20 protein-coding genes and 1 pseudogene are annotated in these 19,951 nt (G+C 45.4%); 10 read left to right on the forward strand and 11 right to left on the reverse strand.

Annotation, left to right across the window (positions count from 1 at the left end; all coding sequences use genetic code 11):
• Position 1: 1 nt before the first annotated feature.
• The 3 genes from AC1DCV_RS32360 to AC1DCV_RS32370 are packed head-to-tail and all read left to right on the forward strand — an operon-like array spanning position 2 to position 835.
• Complete coding sequence (locus tag AC1DCV_RS32360) at positions 2-268, forward strand: hypothetical protein (protein ID WP_477027057.1); 267 nt, start codon at positions 2-4, stop codon at positions 266-268.
• An 8-nt stretch (positions 269-276) separates the two neighbouring features.
• Positions 277-549: a hypothetical protein gene (locus AC1DCV_RS32365; RefSeq protein ID WP_477027058.1), complete on the forward strand. Its 273-nt coding sequence runs from the start codon at positions 277-279 to the stop codon at positions 547-549.
• A 22-nt stretch (positions 550-571) separates the two neighbouring features.
• Complete coding sequence (locus AC1DCV_RS32370) at positions 572-835, forward strand: hypothetical protein (protein WP_477027059.1); 264 nt, start codon at positions 572-574, stop codon at positions 833-835.
• Here AC1DCV_RS32370 and AC1DCV_RS32375 read toward each other — a convergent pair.
• A pseudogene (locus tag AC1DCV_RS32375) lies at positions 836-1,006 on the reverse strand (helix-turn-helix domain-containing protein); the annotation flags it as partial. It lies immediately after the preceding gene.
• Between the two features lie 74 nt (positions 1,007-1,080).
• Positions 1,081-3,846 carry a leucine--tRNA ligase gene (gene leuS, locus AC1DCV_RS32380; protein ID WP_477027060.1) on the reverse strand — a complete coding sequence of 922 codons (2,766 nt, stop codon included), beginning with the start codon at positions 3,844-3,846 and terminating at the stop codon, positions 1,081-1,083.
• A 261-nt stretch (positions 3,847-4,107) separates the two neighbouring features.
• Here leuS and AC1DCV_RS32385 point away from each other — a divergent pair, with 261 nt between their 5' ends.
• The 3 genes from AC1DCV_RS32385 (at position 4,108) to AC1DCV_RS32395 (ending at position 6,190) form a co-directional block, all read left to right on the forward strand.
• Entirely contained in the window at positions 4,108-4,980 is an 873-nt protein-coding gene (locus AC1DCV_RS32385) for a cell division protein FtsX (protein ID WP_441576502.1), read from the forward strand.
• Positions 4,981-5,019: 39 nt separating this feature from the next.
• The gene (locus AC1DCV_RS32390) at positions 5,020-5,313 is read left to right on the forward strand and encodes a DUF3098 domain-containing protein (RefSeq protein ID WP_477027061.1); all 294 of its coding nucleotides are present in this window, start codon (positions 5,020-5,022) and stop codon (positions 5,311-5,313) included.
• A 76-nt stretch (positions 5,314-5,389) separates the two neighbouring features.
• Positions 5,390-6,190: an undecaprenyl-diphosphate phosphatase gene (locus AC1DCV_RS32395; protein WP_477027062.1), complete on the forward strand. Its 801-nt coding sequence runs from the start codon at positions 5,390-5,392 to the stop codon at positions 6,188-6,190.
• 69 nt (positions 6,191-6,259) lie between these two features.
• Here AC1DCV_RS32395 and AC1DCV_RS32400 read toward each other — a convergent pair whose 3' ends face one another.
• Both AC1DCV_RS32400 and tsaE read right to left on the reverse strand, forming a co-directional pair.
• A complete protein-coding gene (locus AC1DCV_RS32400; RefSeq protein WP_331960054.1) occupies positions 6,260-7,477 on the reverse strand; it encodes an alanine dehydrogenase in 1,218 nt (405 codons plus the stop codon).
• A 42-nt stretch (positions 7,478-7,519) separates the two neighbouring features.
• The gene (gene tsaE, locus AC1DCV_RS32405) at positions 7,520-7,957 is read right to left on the reverse strand and encodes a tRNA (adenosine(37)-N6)-threonylcarbamoyltransferase complex ATPase subunit type 1 TsaE (protein WP_477027063.1); all 438 of its coding nucleotides are present in this window, start codon (positions 7,955-7,957) and stop codon (positions 7,520-7,522) included.
• 109 nt (positions 7,958-8,066) lie between these two features.
• Between tsaE and AC1DCV_RS32410 the strand changes: the two genes are divergently transcribed.
• Together AC1DCV_RS32410 and AC1DCV_RS32415 are read left to right on the forward strand one after the other, a co-directional pair.
• The gene (locus AC1DCV_RS32410; RefSeq protein ID WP_477027064.1) at positions 8,067-10,178 is read left to right on the forward strand and encodes a heavy metal translocating P-type ATPase; all 2,112 of its coding nucleotides are present in this window, start codon (positions 8,067-8,069) and stop codon (positions 10,176-10,178) included.
• 118 nt (positions 10,179-10,296) lie between these two features.
• A complete protein-coding gene (locus AC1DCV_RS32415) occupies positions 10,297-12,204 on the forward strand; it encodes a RecQ family ATP-dependent DNA helicase (protein ID WP_477027065.1) in 1,908 nt (635 codons plus the stop codon).
• 57 nt (positions 12,205-12,261) lie between these two features.
• On the opposite strand, the gene AC1DCV_RS32420 is transcribed toward AC1DCV_RS32415, so the two are convergent.
• Entirely contained in the window at positions 12,262-13,308 is a 1,047-nt protein-coding gene (locus AC1DCV_RS32420; RefSeq protein ID WP_477027066.1) for a Gfo/Idh/MocA family oxidoreductase, read from the reverse strand.
• 51 nt (positions 13,309-13,359) lie between these two features.
• Positions 13,360-14,910 (reverse strand): helicase HerA-like domain-containing protein, encoded by a 1,551-nt coding sequence (locus tag AC1DCV_RS32425; protein WP_477027067.1) that lies wholly within the window; start codon positions 14,908-14,910, stop codon positions 13,360-13,362.
• A gap of 166 nt (positions 14,911-15,076) precedes the next feature.
• Here AC1DCV_RS32425 and AC1DCV_RS32430 point away from each other — a divergent pair, with 166 nt between their 5' ends.
• A complete protein-coding gene (locus tag AC1DCV_RS32430) occupies positions 15,077-15,574 on the forward strand; it encodes a hypothetical protein (protein WP_477027068.1) in 498 nt (165 codons plus the stop codon).
• Between the two features lie 8 nt (positions 15,575-15,582).
• On the forward strand, positions 15,583-15,786 hold the full coding sequence (locus tag AC1DCV_RS32435) for a helix-turn-helix domain-containing protein (protein WP_477027069.1): 204 nt from the start codon (positions 15,583-15,585) through the stop codon (positions 15,784-15,786).
• 79 nt (positions 15,787-15,865) lie between these two features.
• Here the strand turns inward: AC1DCV_RS32435 and AC1DCV_RS32440 are convergent, their stop codons facing one another.
• The 5 genes from AC1DCV_RS32440 to lpxA all read right to left on the reverse strand — a co-directional run bounded on the left by AC1DCV_RS32440 (position 15,866) and on the right by lpxA (position 19,951).
• On the reverse strand, positions 15,866-16,246 hold the full coding sequence (locus AC1DCV_RS32440; RefSeq protein ID WP_441576513.1) for a co-chaperone GroES: 381 nt from the start codon (positions 16,244-16,246) through the stop codon (positions 15,866-15,868).
• Positions 16,247-16,302: 56 nt separating this feature from the next.
• On the reverse strand, positions 16,303-17,142 hold the full coding sequence (locus tag AC1DCV_RS32445) for an MBL fold metallo-hydrolase (RefSeq protein ID WP_477027070.1): 840 nt from the start codon (positions 17,140-17,142) through the stop codon (positions 16,303-16,305).
• A gap of 83 nt (positions 17,143-17,225) precedes the next feature.
• Complete coding sequence (locus AC1DCV_RS32450; RefSeq protein ID WP_477027071.1) at positions 17,226-18,500, reverse strand: MFS transporter; 1,275 nt, start codon at positions 18,498-18,500, stop codon at positions 17,226-17,228.
• Between the two features lie 49 nt (positions 18,501-18,549).
• A complete protein-coding gene (locus AC1DCV_RS32455) occupies positions 18,550-19,167 on the reverse strand; it encodes an ABC transporter ATP-binding protein (protein WP_441576516.1) in 618 nt (205 codons plus the stop codon).
• Positions 19,151-19,951, reverse strand: coding sequence for an acyl-ACP--UDP-N-acetylglucosamine O-acyltransferase (gene lpxA / locus AC1DCV_RS32460; protein ID WP_133807316.1), 801 nt, complete (start codon positions 19,949-19,951; stop codon positions 19,151-19,153). Before lpxA ends, AC1DCV_RS32455 begins: the two co-directional genes overlap by 17 nt.

The following is a 19,951-nucleotide window of genomic DNA, read 5'->3' on the forward strand; positions in this document are numbered from 1 at the left end:
TATGACTAAAACTTTCAAAGAAGTATTGCTATTTACCGGCATACCACTATTGCTGTTTTTAATTTTGTGCTTTAATGGTGAGGATGGTATACTTGGCGCAGGGGTGCTGATGCTGATAGTATCGGGAGCCTATGTTCTTATTGGCCTGATACTGTTGTTAACAGAGAGTAAACATATCGGGAAAGTGATGTTATTGTCGGCTGGTATCATTTTACTGGTAGGGTTTTCTACCTGTGGGCTGATACTGAGTGGAATGAATTTTCATTAAAAATAGTGATGAGTAAAATTGTTATTTGGGTATTGGTGATTACATTAATACCCCTGATCTTCCTGCTGTTTTTATGTATGCTGGATGGGGCTGGCATGAAAGCTGCCGGTGTTTGCGCAATGATACTGGTAGCTGCTTACGCAATAGCCGGTATGGGGCTGTCCCATTTTAAATATGCGTTATGGAGTAATATTTTCTTTATAGCTGCCGGTGTTATTTTGGGAATAGTAGTATGTATTTATCTTTTCCTGAAAATTGCCCGGATTCCCTATGGGGGCTGATTTTATATATAAGCTACAATCTATGAATAAGTATTTAAAGCAGGTGTTGCTGTTTACATTGATACCCGTAGTTAGCCTGGGTATATTAATCTTCGGCGATTTTTTGGCGACGGATGTACTGCCTGGATTGCTTAAACTTATACTTGCCGGCTACTTCATTGGTGGTTTGGCGTTGTTGTTCACGGAGTACCGGCAAACGGGTAAAGCATTGCTTATTTCCGGAGGAGTTTTTATCTGTGTGGCAATCACTTTTTTTATTGTGATCATGACCACTTATAAGGGCTAGTTATAAGTATCCCCTGAACTCTTTGGGTGTTTTACCCTGATGAATCTTAAACTGCCGGTTAAAATAAGAAACGTCATTATAATAGCAAATTTCTGCTACACTGTTATCCGTGTCCGGCAAAAGCTTGGTAGCATGCGTAACCCAGACTTCATTTACAAACTGTGAAAACGTTTTACGTGTTCTTCTTTAAAATATAAAGGCTGTCCCACGGGACAGCCTTTATATTTTAAAGATTCGCGCAGCGATTAAATTACTACGTTAATCATTTTACCTTTTACAATAATTACTTTCTTTGGTGCTTTTCCTTCCAGCCATTTCTGTACTACTTCGTTGGCCAGTACTTCTTTCTCCATATCAGGAATAGCAGCGTCCAGTGAAAAGCCTATTTCAGAGCGGGTTTTACCGTTGATAGCGATCGGATAATTGAAAGCACTTTCTTTGGTGTATTGCTCATCAAATACCGGGTAAGGCGCATTCAGGATGCTTTCATTGTTGCCTACATATTGCCACAGTTCTTCGCACAAGTGTGGTGCATATGGTGTCAGTAATATCAGCAATGGTTCCAGTATACTGCGTTTATGACAGCGCATGGTAGCGAGTTCATTTACACAGATCATAAACTGGCTTACAGCGGTGTTATAGGAAAAGCTGGAAGTATCATGATCTATTTTCTGGATAGATTTATGCAATATTTTCAGTTCTTCCGGTGTAGGAGCCTGCTCATTTACCAGGATACCTTTTTGCTCGTCTGCAAACAGGCGCCACAGTTTTTTGAGGAAGCGGTGTACACCTTCAATACCTTTGGTATCCCATGGTTTGGACTGCTCTACCGGGCCAAGGAACATTTCGTACATGCGGAAAGTATCAGCACCGTATTTCTCTACCAGGTCGTTTGGATTAACGGTATTGAATAAACGTTTACTCATTTTTTCCAGCTGTACGCCACAGAAGTATTTGCCGTCTTCGAGAATGAAGGTAGCATCTGCGAAGTCGGGTTTCCACTTCTTAAATGCGTCAGTATCCAGTTCCACACCATCTACAATATTCACATCCACATGCAGCTCATCTGTTTCGTACTGATCTTTTAATCCAACGGAAACGTACTGGTGGGTACCACGAACGCGGTACACTAATCTGGAGCTACCACCAATCATACCCTGGTTGATCAGCGATTTAAACGGCTCCTGGAAACCAATATGTCCCAGGTCGTACAGCACTTTGGTCCACATGCGGGAGTACAACAGGTGACCTACGGCGTGTTCGGTACCGCCAACGTATACATCTACCTGGTTCCAGTAGTCAGTGGCTTTACGGTCTGCAAATGTGTGTGTATTATGCGGATCCATGTAGCGGAGGAAATACCAGCTGCTACCTGCATATCCCGGCATAGTGTTGGTTTCGCGTTTTACGCCGGGGGCTACATTCACCCAGTCGGTGATGTTGGCCAGCGGGCCTTCTCCTTCAGCACCTGGTTTATAGTTTTCCACATGTGGCAATTCCAGCGGCAGGTCTTTTTCGTCCATGGCGTAAGGAATACCATCCTTGTACAGGATAGGGAAAGGCTCGCCCCAGTATCGTTGACGGCTAAAGCCGGCATCGCGCATTTTATAGTTGATCTTGCGTTTGCCGATACCCATTTCTTCCAGCTTGTTGATCACTATGTCGGTGGCTGGTTTCATGTCCATACCATCGAGGAAACCGCTGTTTTGCAGTTTGGCGTCTTTGGTGGGATTGGCTTCCTGTCCGTTAAATGCATCGCCGATGATGTTGGTGATGGGGATATTGAAATGTTTGGCAAATCCAAAGTCGCGCTGGTCGCCACATGGCACTGCCATGATAGCGCCGGTACCGTAACCGGCCAGCACGTATTCCGCAATCCATACCGGGATTTCGCGGCCATCAAATGGATTGATGGCATAGGCGCCGGTAAAGCAACCGGTGATTTGTTTTACATCGGCCATACGTTCGCGCTCAGAGCGGCTTTGAACATAGTCGAGGTATTTATCTATTTCGCCCTGTTGTTCCGGGGTGGTAATTAATTTTACAAGATCATGCTCTGGTGCCACTACCATGAAGTCCACACCAAAAATGGTATCGGGGCGGGTGGTATATACTTCCACGTGTTCGGTGGAGTTTTTTACGGCAAATTTTATTTCTGCTCCCTGGCTTTTACCGATCCAGTTACGCTGCATTTCTTTCATGGCGTCGCTGAAGGATACTGTTTCCAGTCCTTCCAGCAGGCGGTTGGCGTAATCGGTGATACGGAGGAACCATTGGCTCATTTTCTTTTTCACTACCGGGAAGCCACCACGTTCACTCACGCCGTTTACTACTTCGTCATTGGCGAGTACGGTACCCAGTGCAGCGCACCAGTTTACTTCGGCATGCGCCAGGTAAGCCAGGCGATACTGCATTAAGATGTCCCGCTGTTCTTTTTCAGCATAGCTTTTCCATTGGGCAGCTGTGAACTGTATGGTCCGGTCACCGGGGCAGCTATGGCCGGCGTTGCCATCTTGTTCAAAAATATTCACCAGGGTGCTGATTGGCTCTGCTTTCTGGCTGGTACGGTTGTACCAGCTTTCGAAGATCTGCAGGAATATCCACTGTGTCCATTTATAATAAGAAGGGTCGCTGGTAGTTACCTGCCGGTCCCAATCGTAGCAAAAGCCGATATTATCCAGTTGTTCCCGGAAAGCTTTGATATTTTGTTCGGTAGTTACCGCAGGGTGTTGACCTGTTTCGAGGGCATATTGTTCCGTAGGTAAGCCAAAGGCATCATACCCCATGGTATGTAGTACATTAAAGCCTTTTAGCCTTTTATAGCGTGCATAAATGTCCGTTGCAATGTATCCCAGGGGGTGTCCTACGTGAAGACCCGCCCCGGAAGGGTAGGGGAACATGTCCAGTACGTAACATTTGGGCTTTGGACTGTCATTGCTAACGCGGTAAGCATGCGATTGCTGCCACTGTTCCTGCCATTTTTTTTCGATTGCCCTGAAATTGTATTCCATATCGGTTGTAGATGGACCTTAATTAGGCCGGATATAACAATACATCCGGTCATTAAGGCGTTATCAGTTATAATTTATAAAATTGTAATAATGCCTGTTCAGCAAAATAATGTTAAATTCATTAATACACCAATGTCATTCCCCAACATCTCTATATATTGCCATTCTATTGCCCGGATTGGGGGTATTACCTGATCGGGTTGGCAAAATTAAACACATAACTACTAATTTTTATTATTTTCGCCGATAAACTGCAGATTAATGGCGCAATCCGGGAAATCATCAGCAAAGAAGTCGAAACCATCCTACCTGTACTCCATCATTGGTGTAGCACTGGTATTGTTTTTACTGGGCACACTGGGTCTGGTGGTAATACATGCAAATAAGTTAAGCGTGTATTTTAAGGAAAGCATTGAGGTACAGGTCATTCTGAGAGATAATGTTAAAGAAAGCCAGGCACTGGCACTACGCGATTCCATGGCCCACAAACCGTACATCAAGTCTATTGAGTATGTGTCCAAGGACATGGCCGCCCAACGTTTTAAAAAGGATTTCGGGGAGGATTTTATCACCCTTTTGCAATACAATCCGCTCTACAGCAGCATTAACATAAAGGCCAACGCCAATTATGTTAACAACGACAGTTTGAAGATTATTGAAAATAACCTGTCGCAGCAAAGCATTGTAAGGGAAATTTCCTATCAGCGTATGCTGGTGAGCAAACTGAATGAAAACGTTAACAGGATAGGCCTGATCATATTGATCATAAGCGGCCTGTTATGCCTGGTGGTAATTTTCCTGATAGATAATACCATCCGTTTGGCTATGTTCAGTAACCGGTTCCTTATTAAAACCATGCAAATGGTGGGAGCTACCCGCTGGTTTATTGCCAAGCCATTCGATCTGCGCAGCATTGCCAACGGGGCTATTGCAGCCCTGATTGCCATAGCAGGACTGATCGGTATTATGTCGCTGGCAGATAAGTTGCTGCCTGAACTGGCCGGTTTACGTGATAATCTGATGATTGCATTCATGTTTATAGGTATGATCCTGATCGGGATCTGTATTTCCCTGGTGAGCACACACCGCTCCGTGATGAAGTACCTGCGCCTGAAACTGGACGATCTTTATTAATTTAACATCTTTAACTGAAGATATATAATACCAAACACTATGGCTAAAACAAGCGCAAACCCGGCTTCGAAACACGCACCTGTTACAGAAGAAGCACTGGCCAACAGCCGCCCTATTTTCCCAAAAGAGAATTACAAATTTATGCTGGCCGGTATTGTGGTGATTATACTGGGTTTTTTCCTGATGATGGGAGGCGACTCTAATGATCCCAACAGCTTTAAACCAGAGCAGGTATATAGTTTCCGCAGAATTACCCTGGCCCCAATCGTAATTGTGCTGGGTCTGCTGGTGGAAGTATATGCTATTATGCGCCGTCCAAAAACGAATGCATAATTTGTTCCTATAAAAGTATTCTTACAGCGATGAGCAATCATCGCTTTTTTTTTCACTTTTAACCATATTAAATTCGATGAACGTTTTTCAAGCTATTATCATTGCCATTGTGGAGGGGCTAACAGAATTTTTGCCTATTTCTTCCACCGGTCATATGATTATTGTAAGCGCACTGCTGGGCATTGGTAAGGATGAATTTACCAAGCTATTTGAAGTGGTGATTCAGCTGGGCGCTATCCTGGCAGTGGTGGTATTCTATTGGAAAAAATTCCTGATATTCGATAAAAACCGTTTAAGCTTTTACTTCAAGCTGGTGGTGGCCGTTATCCCCGCGCTGATCCTGGGTTTCCTGTTCAGCAAAAAGATAGATGCCCTGCTGGAAAGCCCGCTTACAGTAGGTGTAATGCTGCTGTTAGGTGGTATTGTGCTGCTGTTTGTAGATAACTGGTTTAAAGAGCCTACTATTCTGACAGAGGAAAAAATAGACATCTTTACCGCTTTGCGTATAGGCTTCTACCAGTGTCTGGCCCTGATTCCTGGTACCAGCCGCAGTGCGGCCTCTATTATTGGGGGGATGCAGCAAAAGCTTTCCCGCAGCGTGGCAGCAGAGTTTTCCTTTTTCCTGGCAGTGCCTACCATGGCAGCTGCTACCGGCTATAAACTGCTGAAAGGAAAGGAGCTGCTGATGGCTCATCCTGATAACCTGAAACTCCTGGTGATTGGTAATATCGTGGCTTTTGTGGTTGCCCTGGGCGCCATTAAATTCTTTATCGGTGCGGTGAAAAAGTATGGATTTAAAATGTGGGGTTACTATAGAATTGTAGTAGGTATTATTATTATCGCAGCTATCCTGATGGGGTATACCCTGGAAGTATAGGTGTTGGGTTATACATAAAAATGCCGTGGAGAATTTATCCCCACGGCATTTTTATGTATAGTGATATTGTTATCCTTTCACTGCCAGCAGCAGTTCCAGGTCGGTATATTTCAATTTAAATTTCTCGCTCAGGTGGTAGTTGGTCAGTGCGCCTTTATACAGGTAAATGCCATTACGTACGCCCCGCTTAATCCATACCAGGTTCTCAAATCCACCATCGTCAGCAGCTTCCACGAGTAAAGGCATCAGCACATTGCTGATAGCTTCGGAGGCAGTACGGGCAAATCCGGAAGGAATATTGGGTACGCAGTAATGTACTACATCGTACTTTTTAAAGACCGGGTTTTCGTGAGTAGTGATTTCAGAGGTTTCAAAACAACCGCCACGATCAATGCTTACATCTACAATCACGGAGCCGGCCTTCATATTGCTGACCATGGATTCGCTTACTACGATGGGCGTACGTCCGCTCTGTGAAGATAAAGCACCTACGGCCACATCTGCATTACGCAGCTGCTCTGCCAGTACTTTTGGCTGGATAACGGAAGTGAATACACGTACCCCGATATTGTTCTGCAGCCTTTTCAGTTTGTAGATATTATTATCGAATACTTTTACGGAAGATCCCAGTGCCAGCGCGGTGCGCGCAGCAAATTCGCCCACAATACCAGCGCCTATGATCACCACTTTGGTAGGCGGGATGCCGGTAATACCTCCGAGCAGGATACCTTTTCCTTTGTTGTCGTTGCTGAGATATTGTCCTGCAATAAGCATGGAAGCGCCTCCGGCAATTTCACTCATCGCCCTTACAATCGGATAAGTGCCGGCATCATCTTTCAGGTTTTCAAAAGATAACAGCGTAATGCGCTTTTCCATCATTTTCTCTACCTGTGGTGCTTTCAGCGCGGCGAGGTGAATGGGAGAGATGACGATCTGGTGAGGATGCAGTAATTCTATTTCTTCATCATTCAGGGGAGCGGATTTTACGATGATCTCCGCTTTGAAGACTTCCTTTTTATCATACACTATTTCTGCCCCGGCTTCAGAATAGTCGGTATCGTAATAGTGAGATCCGTCACCAGCCTTATGTTCTACTACTATGTGATGTCCGTGTGCCGCTAAAATGCTGACTGCATCGGGCGTAAGGGCTATCCGGTTTTCCTGGAAAGATGTTTCCTTAGGAATACCTATAAACAAACGGGAATTTTTCTGGGGAATATCCAACGTTTCTTCCAGTGGTGAATAGGTAAAGCCAGCACTTACTACAGGTTTTTGCCTTTGCTCCATATGCGTGTTCAGTTTTTTTAAATCGAAGTATTCAAAGATACATCATTTGAGAGAGGAAGCGATTTCGCGCAGTACCCTTTTTTGATCCGGTTGCACTTCCAGTTGCAGATGTATGGTATCCGGGGGTAACATATGTGCCACCACTTGCGGCCATTCCACAAAGCTGATGGCATCCTGATAGAGGGTGTCCTCTACGCCGGCACTAATGGCATCGTCTTCATCTTTCAGCCGGTACAGGTCCAGGTGGAAAATGCGGCGGGCCTGCCCATGCGCATCATGGTAAGCATACTCGTTAATGATGGAAAAAGTGGGACTGGCAGTAGCATCTTCCACTCCTTTAGCCGCACATAAAGCCTTTACCAGCGTGGTTTTTCCGGCTCCCATGGGGCCGTCCAGCGTAAATACCTGTTTGTCAGCAAAATATTCCCAGAATTGCCGGGCTGTTTCGGGTAATTGATCCAGCGTAAATGTCCATTGCATCCGCGAATTTACATAAATATCCCCCTTTCAAATGCCTCTCCGTTGCAATAATATTTACCCTGCCTATCTTATCAACTGATAACTTTGTAACCAGGAGGAAAGATGTCAGATGACACCAGTAAGTTGCAAGGTAGAAGGAATGCATTGCACCAGTTGTGCACTCGGCGTTTCCAAATACCTGGAAAAAAAAGGTATGCAGGACGTAAGCGTCAGCTTTGCCACAGAGGAGGTACATTTTACCGCGCCTGCCGGAGCGGATTCCAGGGAAGTGCTCAATGGTATTACCCAGATGGGATATCGGGTAATACTGCCGGAAGATAAACCCACGGAGCGGAAGATATATACCACCCTTACATTCAAATTTGTTTTTTGTCTCATATTTACATTGCCCCTGCTGTTGCATATGTGGGTAAGCTGGTCCTGGCTACATCAGCCATGGGTGCAATTCTGGCTTACATTGCCGGTGTATTTGACGGGGATGTGGCACTTTGGTCGCAGTGCAGTCCGCTCCCTGATAAACCGCATGGCCAATATGGACGTGTTGGTAACACTGGGCGCTACCGCGGCTTTTGCCTATAGTTTTGTAGGCACCGTGATATATGGCAACCCGGATTATATGTTTTACGAAACTACCGCCGCGATCATTACCCTGGTATTCCTGGGAAATATGCTGGAGGAGAAATCCGTAAAACAAACCACCAGCGCCATTTCGAACCTGGCCCGTATGCAGATTACTACCGCGAGACTTATCAATACCGATCATGGTCATGAACATATTCATGAAGTAGATAACCGGACCCTCCGTACCGGCGACTGCGTGCTGGTAAATACAGGCGATAAAATCCCTATGGATGGCACCATCTACTGGGGAAGCGGTCATGCCAACGAATCCATGATCACGGGCGAAAGCACCCCTGTCAGCAAAAAAGAAAAAGATAAAGTCATAGGTGGTACATTGTTGGAAGATGGCAGCATCAAGGTATTTATCACCGCCACAGGCAAGGATACGGTACTTTCCTATATCATAGAGCTGGTGAAACAGGCGCAGGCCGATAAGCCACCGATGCAGAAACTGGCAGACCGTATCAGCGCCATATTTGTACCGCTGGTACTGAGCATTGCTGTGATCACTTTCCTGGGCTGGTATTTTATTGGACATACTACCCTGGCTACCGCTATGATGCGGAGTGTAGCCGTGCTGGTAATTGCCTGTCCATGCGCCATGGGACTGGCTACACCGGCTGCCGTGATGGTAGGCCTGGGTCGCGCAGCCCGCAATGGCATCCTGATTAAAGGTGGTCATACGCTGGAAATGTTCAAAGACATCCGGCAGGTAGTATTTGATAAAACAGGTACCCTCACCACCGGAAAGTTACAGCTGGGCGAATACCGCTATTTTGATATGCCGGAAGAAGCATTTAAACAGGTGGTATACAGCCTCGAAAAATATTCATCTCACCCTATTGCCCGCTCTATTGCCGCTATCTGGAAATCGGCCGGGGAACTGCCTTTGCAGCAGGTGCGGGAACACAAAGGATTGGGAATGCGCGCCGGTGATAAGGCCGGTAACGAATGGCAGTTAGGTTCCTTCCGCATGGCAGCTGGTTTAACAGCAGATGATAGTCATAACCTGTATCTCATTAAAAATGGTCAGCTGGCCGGCTGGATCAATTTTACCGATGAAATAAGGCCCGAAGCTGCCACGGTAGTGGCACAGCTGCAGCAGTCCGGCATCAAATCCATTCTGCTGAGTGGTGATACCACCCGCAAATGCCAGGAACTGGCGGAAAAGCTGGGCATCACAGAAGTATATGCAGAGCAGTCACCGGAACAGAAACTGCAGAAAATTGATGCACTCATGAAAACCGCACCCACCGCAATGGTGGGAGATGGTATTAATGATGCTCCCGCACTGGCTAAAGCCACCATCGGTATTTCGCTCAGCGATGCTACCCAGGTAGCCATGCAAAGCGCTAATGTAGTACTGTTGAATAATAACCTGGGCACCCTGCCGCTGGCGCTGGGCCTGGGAAAACATACTTACCTGACTATTAAACAGAATCTTTTCTGGGCATTCATTTATAACGTAGTAGCGATCCCGGTAGCAGCCCTTGGATTCCTGAACCCCATTGTGGGTGCTGGTATTATGGGACTATCAGATGTAGTACTTGCAGTGAACTCTGTTCGCCTGAGGTATAAAAAAGTAGCTATCAGCCGTTAGCTTTTAGCTTTTAGCAAAATGCAGCGGAGAACATAATATGTTTATCTCCGCTGCATTTTGCTAAAAGCTAAAAGCTAACGGCTAATAGCTATCTTCGCAATAACCATTAAATTTTTATTTGAATACGCCCGTCGCCATATTACAGCAATACTGGGGATACGACCAGTTCCGACCACTACAGGAAGATATTGTAAACTCCATACTGGCAGGACAGGATACACTGGCACTGTTGCCTACGGGTGGTGGGAAATCTATTTGTTTCCAGGTACCGGCAATGATGAAACCAGGCTTGTGTCTGGTGATTACACCGCTCATTGCGCTCATGAAAGACCAGGTAGCCAACCTCAAAAAGAGAGGTATTACGGCATATTCTGTCTATTCAGGGATGCAGTATAAAGAGGTGGAAAGAGTCCTGGAGGCGGCCCGCCGTGGAGGATGCAAGTTTTTGTATGTATCTCCCGAAAGACTCCTGAGCAAACTTTTTCAAACCTATTGTGATGGTTTGCCGGTAAGCCTGATAGCGGTAGATGAAGCACATTGTATTTCTCAATGGGGCTACGACTTCCGTCCGGCCTACCTGCAGATTGCGGATATACGCAGTTTTTTCCCGGAAGCCGCCGTGCTGGCGCTCACTGCATCTGCTACCCCTAAGGTGCAGACAGATATCTGCGATAAGCTGCTGATGAAGGATGCCAAAGTGTTTACCAAAAGCTTTGCGCGTGCGAACCTCTCCTACAGCGTGCTGGAAGAAGCCACTAAAATTGATAAAGTAAAACATATCCTGGATCGGGTACCTGGCTGTGGCATCGTGTATTGCCGTAACCGTAAACGCACCAAAGAAATAGCCTCCCTGTTGGAATTGCAAGGTATTCCGGCCAGCTTTTACCATGCAGGACTGCCACAGGCAGAACGTGCAGCAAGGCAGGAAGCGTGGATCAATAACGAAACGCGCATTATGGTATGTACCAATGCCTTTGGCATGGGTATCGACAAACCGGATGTGCGCATAGTGGTGCATTATGATATGCCTGATAGCCTGGAAGCCTACTACCAGGAGGCAGGACGTGCCGGTCGTGATGAACAGAAAGCATATGCCGTGCTGCTGTATAATGAAGAAGAACTAACGGATATGCAGGAACGAATTGCACTGCAATTCCCTACACTGGAGCAGATCCGCGAAGTATACCAGGGCATTGTTAATTACCTGCAGGTACCTGTAGGTAGCGCAGAAGGCATGTATTTCGATTTTGATATCAATGATTTTGCCCGCACTTTTCAGCTGAATCTTACGATCACCTACAGCGCCGTGAAACTGCTGGAACAGGAAGGCGTGCTGCAACTGAGCGAAAGCGTATTCCTGCCTTCCCGTGCGGAATTCGTTACCAACAAGGAATCCCTGTATGAATTTGAAAGTGCATATCCTGCATTGGAAGAAATTATCAAAACGCTGCTACGTACCTATGAAGGTATTTTTGATAACGCCGTACCTATATATGAAAGACAGATAGGCCGCATTATGCTGATGGAAGATGATGATATTGCGGCACAGCTGCAACAATTGCATCAGTATGGAATTCTGAAATATCAACCTCGTCGGGATGAGCCACAGTTATGCTTTTTACAGGAGCGTGTGTCGTCACAACAACTACGTATTAATATGGCCAGGGTAGAGGTAAGGAAAAAAGTATACGCAGACAGGCTGGAAGCAATGTTTGCGTATGCCCGTAACCGTAGCACCTGCCGTACACAACAAATAGTAGCCTATTTCGGAGAGAAGGAAATTGCCAGTTGTGGTGTATGCGATATCTGTTTAAAGAAGAAAGCCCAGCCCATGGATGCTGCCACCTTTAAGCGTATATCCGATACCGTTATTTCCTTCCTGCAGGAACAACCATTGCTTTTTAGCTTGCTGCAAAGTAAAATGCCGGAAGTGAAGCGCAGCGACCTGATGGAAGTATTGCAATTCCTCAATGAAGAAGGCCTCGTTATACGGGATGACGCCGGCAGGTTGTCTACCGTCAGTTAAAAAAAACGCGTGTATCAATGGTTGATACACGCGCTGTCAGCTTATGAAAAGGCCTTATTACAAAGCCACAACTTTCCCTTCTTTACTGCTTTCAAAGGCAGCTTCAATCACTCTGATTACTTTAATAGCATCCTGTGGTGGTACCGGGTTTGCTGCTTTATTCACCAATGCTTCGTAGATACCCTGGTAATAATCCATGTAATTGCCACTGCCACCTGGAATAAACTGCTTCACTACTTTGCCATCTATCTCAGTATGTAACAGTCCCCACTCATGCGGCGCCTCTGCGCCCCAGTCCGGGCTATTCGGGAACAGGCCTCTTTGCAGTTGTGCTTCCTGGATATCTGATTTCGTTTTGATAAAGGAACCGATGCGACCATGCAGCTGGTAAGCAGGCAGGGCTTCGCGTACAAGGTAGTTGCATTTAACACGCGCGCGCAGATGATCATAGTAGAGTACGAGTTCAAAGTAATCGTCTACTACAGAGTCTTTGCGGATGATGCGGATATCGGCGAATACGGACTTAGGCATACCAAAAAGGGTAATGGCCTGATCGATCAGGTGAGAGCCGAGATCATACAGGGCGCCGGTACCGGGCCCACCTAACTCTTTATGTTTCTTATAGCTCAGTTCTTCTTTGAAGCGGTCGTAATGTATTTCTGCTTCTAGTACATCACCGAGCTGGCCGGATTGAAGCACCTGTTTCACTACTTTGTAGTCGCTGTCGTAGCGGCGGTTGTGGTATACGCTCAGCAACAATCCTTTCTCTGCCGCTAATGCTGCGAGGGTTTCGCCTTCTTTTGCGTGTACGGTAAAAGGTTTTTCCACGATCACATTCTTTCCTGTTTCCAGGGCTGCTTTCACGTAGTCGAAGTGGGTATAATTGGGAGTGTTTACCACAATCAGTTCCAGGTCTTTGTCGGCCAGCATATCCTCAACGCTCGTATATACTTTAACGTTAGGATAGCGTTGTTGTGCCAGATTTTTGCTTCTTTCTACTACCGCTGTAAATTCAAATCCCGGGTTCACGTACAGGAATGGGGCATGAAAGATTTGCCCGGACATGCCGTACGAGCATACGCCCGTTTTAATAATTCTACTCATACTCTTTATATATTGATGTAAGCTGGCAGCGTATTGCTGCCTGTTGCATAATTAAAACCAGCTTTTGCTTTTACTGCTGCGGCCACCCAGTCCAAGGGCGCCGAGTAAACTGCGGGTGATAACGTTGGCGGCTGTACGACCTACCTGTCGTGCTGCAGAGCTGTCCATCACCTGTTCCAGGAAACCTTTTTCTTCTTTTTGTTTCCCGGCAGCTTTGGGTGCTTCCTGCGCCGCTGTTTTATCTGCCGCTTCCTGCAGCTTGGCTGTTAATATTTCGTAGGCGCTTTCGCTGTCAATTTCCTGGCTGTATTTTTTCACCAGTTTGGAATCGGTAACGAGGCCGTCAATTTCTGCGGTCGTTAATACATCCATGCGGGATCTCGGAGATATCAGCATGGTGGCGGCGAGGGGAGTAGGTACGCCTTTTTCATTCAGGCAGGTAATGAGCGCCTCGCCTATACCTATTTGTGTAATCAGTTCATCTGTTTTATAGAAATCTGATAACGGATAGTTTTCAGCTGTTTGCTTGATTGTTTTGCGATCGTTGGCGGTAAAGGCACGCAGTGCATGCTGTACTTTGAGCCCCAGTTGTCCTAATACAGATGCCGGAACATCCATAGGATTTTGGGTACAGAAGAAAATGCCAACGCCTTTGGAACGAATCAGTTTTATGATCGTATCTATTTGTTTGAGCAGGGCATCACTGGCTTCATTGAAGATCAGGTGTGCTTCGTCAATAAACATCACCAGTTTGGGTTTGTCCAGGTCGCCTTCTTCCGGCAGGGTGGCATATAATTCTGCCAGCAGGCTGAGCATGAAGGTGGAGAAGAGTTTGGGGCGGTCCTGTATATCATTTACGCGCAGGATAGAGATGATACCACGACCATCATCACTGATGCGCATGAGGTCATCCACTTCAAATGACTTCTCTCCGAAAAACAAAGCAGCACCTTGTTGTTCCAGTTCTATTACCTTACGCAGCACGGTGCCGGTAGAGGTAGTAGATATTTTACCGTAATCTTTTTCCAGGTCAGCTTTGCCTTCATCACTGGCATACTGTAATACCTTTTTGAAATCTTTCAGATCCAGTAAAGGCAGTTTATTATCATCGCAGTATTTGAACAACATGGCTACCAGGCCGGCTTGTGTGTCATTTAGTTCCAGGATCTTGGATAGGAGAATAGGGCCAAACTCGCTGACGGTAGCACGTAAACGCACGCCTTTTTCCTGGCTGAGTGACAGCAGTTCGGAAGGATAGGCTGCCGGGCTCCAGGTGCCACCAATTTTCTGGTAACGCTCTGTTATCTTAGGGTTAGCAGTGCCTGCTGCGGCAATGCCACTCAGATCCCCTTTAATATCCATGAGCAATACCGGTACGCTGGCATCGCTGAGGCCTTCTGCAATTACCTGTAGGGTTTTGGTTTTACCTGTACCGGTAGCACCTGCAATCAGTCCGTGACGATTGAGGGTTTTAAGAGGAAGGAATACATCTGCGCCGGTTACTACTTCTCCGTTCAACATGGCACAGCCGAGTTTGAAATGCTCGCCTTGAAATGTATAGCCGCTTTTGATATAATCCAGAAATGCATCCTGATTGGCCATGACGTATTTTTTTTATGAAGATAATAAAAAGCGGCTAGCGGTTGAGCCTCAAATTATTATCCTTACTTTTGTTCCTGTTTATCGTTTAGTATTTATTGATAAGCGATATTTTTATTTTGATTTTCGATAAATGAAATGTAGGTTTGAATTATAAATTTAGTCGCACATGAAAATCAAATCTTCGCCGTTGCCTTTAAAAATAGCAATACTTATCTCCACTTTGATTGGTGTGGTTGCTGTGATAATGACGCTCATTCAGATCTCTAAGTTGGGAATCAATTTCAGCGGGGATAACTCGCCGATGGTTGGAGCCATGTTGGTGCAATATATCATCTTGGGTATGCTATACCTGGTAATGGCTTTTTTTCTTTATAAACTGGTGGGAGGAACTTCGAACAGGGAAATTATTTGTCGTAAGAACTTAATAAGCTTAAAACGGATACTATATGTTTTATTGGCACTGATACTAACTAAAATTATTTTCTCTTTGATTATTACAAGTGATGTGTTAGGGGTAAGCCTGCGCCTTACTATTTTCAATAAGCTAATGACCATAGTGTGTTCGTCCTGGGAGCTATTGATGTCCAGCCTCGTTATTTATGTATTGGCTGCGGTATTCGAAAGAGCCGTAATTTTGAAAGAAGAAGAGGCTCTTACTATTTAAAACATATTATGGCAATAATCGTAAATCTGGATGTGATGTTGGCGAAAAGGAAAATGTCGCTCACGGAGTTGAGTGCACAGGTAGGTATTACGATGGCGAACCTTAGCATACTGAAAAGTGGTAAAGCAAAAGCGGTGCGCTTTTCAACGTTGGAAGAAATCTGCCGTGTACTGGAATGCCAGCCGGCAGATATCCTGGAATATAAATCTTAGTAGATACGCTCGCTTGATAAAATAAAAAATCTGCTATGTTGGTAGCAGATTTTTTATTTTATCAAGAGGCAAGATCGGTTTACAGGTCTTCTTCCCGTTCCAGCATTAAAATAGCCCCCTGAGGCACTATATAATAGCTTTCTTCTCCGTATACTACTTCTGTAGAGCCACTGAGCAGGAAAATGGCTAAATCGCCTTCTTTTACCTGTAACGGGATATATTTTACCTTCTCTTCTTCCGGTTTCCAGGCTTCATCGGTATCAGCCGGTACAGGAATAGCATAACCAGGACCTGTTTTAATAACATAGCCACGCTGTACTTTCTCTCTTTCCTGCACGCCGGGTGGCAGATATAATCCGCTGCTGGTGCGATCGTGGGGAGTAGTAGGCTTAATGAGCACGCGGTCGCCCACAACGATCAGTTTTTTCAATTTATTATCTGTTGTTATGTGTATAGCCATACTCTCTTCTATCAAATATAGTGCAGCAGCATAAATTGTGACAGACTGACAGGAGGCTACAGGTCACGTAATGCAAAAGTTTCACCTGCCCGGATGCCCTTATCGGTTTGTTGTAACACACAGCATTCATTTACAGGGTCATGTTCAAAATACAGTATATATTGTTTATCGGTGGCCTCCTGTAAAAAGCTCTTTTTTTCCTGCAATGTTTTTAACGGAAACATGTCATAAGCCATCACATAAGGAAGTGGAATATGTCCGATAGAAGGCAGCAGATCTGCCATGTATATAATGGGTTTTCCTTTATAGTTGATTTGTGGCAGCATCATGGCGTCGGTATGACCATTGGCAAACCGGATAGAAATGTTATCTGCAAAGGAAACCCCTTCCAGGTGATCCACAAATTTCAACTGACCACTTTCCTGTATCGGCAGAATATTTTCTTTGAGGAAAGATGCTTTTTCCCGGTCGTTAGGTTGAGTCGCCCACTTCCAGTGATCTTCATTACTCCAGTATATGGCATTTTTAAAAGCAGGTACCAGTTTGTCGCCTTGTCTGATAATGCTGCCGCCGCAATGATCGAAGTGAAGATGCGTCAGGAATACATCGGTAATATCATCCCGGTGAAAGCCATGTGCCGCGAGGGATTTGTCCAGTGTGGCATCACCATGCAGGTAATAGTGACTAAAGAATTTTGCATCCTGTTTATCGCCAATACCATTGTCTATCAATATGAGGCGGTTGCCATCTTCAATCAGCAGGCAGCGCATGGCCCAGGAACACAGGTTGTTTTCATCTGCCGGGTTCAGTTTATTCCACATCGTTTTGGGAACTACGCCAAACATAGCGCCACCGTCCAGTTTGAAGAACCCCGTTTCAATGGTGTATAATTTCATAACACTCGTTATTTGGATATTTAGTAGCAGAAAGTTACCCAATTCTGCGCACCAAATATCCAAATAACCACATTATTTAATAACTAAACCGCTTGTCTTTGTTTGCGCAACGCAGAAATAATAAATACCAATCCAATCACGAAAAACACGACCAGCGCCAGTACCGAGTTGCGCATATCTTCAGTCAGGTCATCTATATAGGCAAAGGAAAACATACCGATAACGATGGATAGTTTTTCTGTCACATCATAATAACTGAAGAAGGAAGTAGTATCCTGGGTTTCCGGCATCAGCTTGGCGTAAGTAGAACGGCTGAGGGATTGTATACCTCCCATCACCAGGCCAACCGCAGTAGCCAGTAAATAGAAGTGCATAGCGGTTTGCATTTTATAACCGGCGATGCAGATGCCTACCCAGAGCAATATAACGCCAATCAATACACGTAGATTCCCAAATCTGGTAGAAAGTCTGGCCATACTCCATGCACCGGCAATGGCCACTACCTGGATGATCACTACCGTAACGATCAGCATAGAGGCTTCCAGGTGCAATACTTTACTCCCGAATATTGTAGCTGCCATCATCACAGTTTGTACACCCATGCTGTAGAAGAAGAAGCCACGCAGGAATCTTTTTAACACCGGTAACTGTTTTACCTGTGCATAAACTTTGCGTAATTCCGTAAACCCTTCTGTCAATGCGCTACCGGTGTGTTTGGTCATGGTACCGATGCTATTAGGAAGGCGTGCAAAAGTAATCAGTGCAAAACCAAACCACCACACACCTACCAGTAAGAAGGTAATTCGTACCGGTAAACTTTCATCCATACCCAGCTTAGGGCCGAGTACTACCAGGGCAAACCCCAGCAGTTGCAGAAGTACACTGCCAATGTATCCCATACTGAAGCCCCGGGCGCTGATCCGGTCCCTGTCTTCAGGAGCGGCAATTTCAGGGAGATAGGAATTATAAAATACCAGTCCTCCGCAATAACCTACGGTAGAAAGCATAAAACAAACGACCCCCAGCATGAGCCGGTCGCCGTTGAACAAAAAAAGCGCACTACAGGAGAGCGAGCCCAGGATAGTAAAGAAGCGCAGGAAATTCTTTTTATTTCCCCTGGTATCCGCAATGGAAGAGAGGATAGGAGAGGCGATGGCTACCAGCAGGTAAGCCGCTGCCATAGTGTAATTGTATAAAGCGGAGTTGACAAAATTCATTCCGAGGAAAGAAACATGTTCTTTTGTAACCGCTAAAAAATAGATAGGGAAAAAAGTAGTGGTGATAACGAGGTTGTACACCGAGTTAGCCCAATCGTACATTGCCCAGCCATTGATCACTTTCTTACTGGCAGTCTTCATATAGCATTTAGCTTTTTACGAAGATAATATTCCCTTTTAAAAACAAGTGTTATTTGTAATCCTGAATATGAATATGCTCTTTGCACATGAAGTATTCCTGTTCATCGTTTGAGCTGACGATAATAAGGCGGTTGCCGCCATATTCAGTGATGAGTTGCTGATACACGGCGGTGCCGGCAGCATCGAGGTTGGTGCAGGGTTCATCCAGTAACAGTACGGGAACATCAGATAAGATGGCCAGTGCCAGCTTAATACGTTGCTTCATACCGGAAGAAAAGTTACGCAGTTGCTTGTTGGCTGCTTTTTCCAGTCCTACCATTTCCATGGCCCTGGCAGGGGTAATGCCTGGCAGAAAATCTTTGAATTGCTGATGAAATTGAATAATTTCTGTGAGCGTAAATTCTTCGATGAGCTCCAGGTAAGGAGCTGCAATGGCACAATACCGGAAAAACGCATCAGGAGCGATGGGTTTTTCCGGTGTGCTATAGGTAACGGTGCCTTCATTGTGTTGAATGGCACCGCTGATAACCTGTAATAATGTTGATTTTCCAGAACCATTGGGTCCCAGGATAGCATAACGTTGTCCTTCACTAAAGGTGAGGGTTACACGCCGGAAGATCCAGTCGTAGTTAAAACGCTTACCTGCCTGGTTAAGAGATATCGTCATTGGTGCGGGAAGTATAGCCTCTCATAATACCACGACCTGATTCACGGATGAATGACAGGATCTCATCTCTTTCATCGGTGGCTGGAAATTCAGCTTCAATGATGTTAATAGCTTTGGATAATTTAAAGCCTTTCACAAATATCACCCGGTATATATCCAGGATAGAGTTGATTTTTTCCAGGGAAAATCCTCTTCTCTTTAATCCAACGGAATTTACACCTACGTAGGATAATGGTTCGCGGGCAGCTTTTACGAAAGGAGGTACATCTTTACGCACCATGGAACCACCGGTTACAAAGGCGTGATCACCTACTTTACAAAATTGCTGGATAGCTACCATACCTGCCAGCACTACGTGATCGCCCACAGTAATATGTCCGGCGAGGGTGGTGTTATTGGAAAATACGCAGTAGTTACCTACTTCGCAATCGTGTGCAATATGACTGTAAGCCATGATCAGGCAGTTACTCCCGATAACGGTCTTCCATTTGTCTTTGGTACCGCGGTTAATGGTTACGTATTCACGGATAGTGGTGTTGTCACCTATTTCTACGGTTGTTTCTTCACCCGCATATTTTAAATCCTGAGGGATGGCAGAAATAACAGCACCTGGAAAAATACGGCAATTTCTGCCGATGCGGGCTCCTTCCATAATAGTTACGTTGGAACCTATCCAGGTACCATCACCGATTTCCACGTTTTTATGTATAACGGTAAATGGATCAATTTTTACATTAGGCGCAACTTTGGCGTCCGGATGTATGTATGTTAGCGGGTGGATCAT

The sequence above is a fragment of the Chitinophaga sp. 10T418 genome, assembly GCF_056394125.1.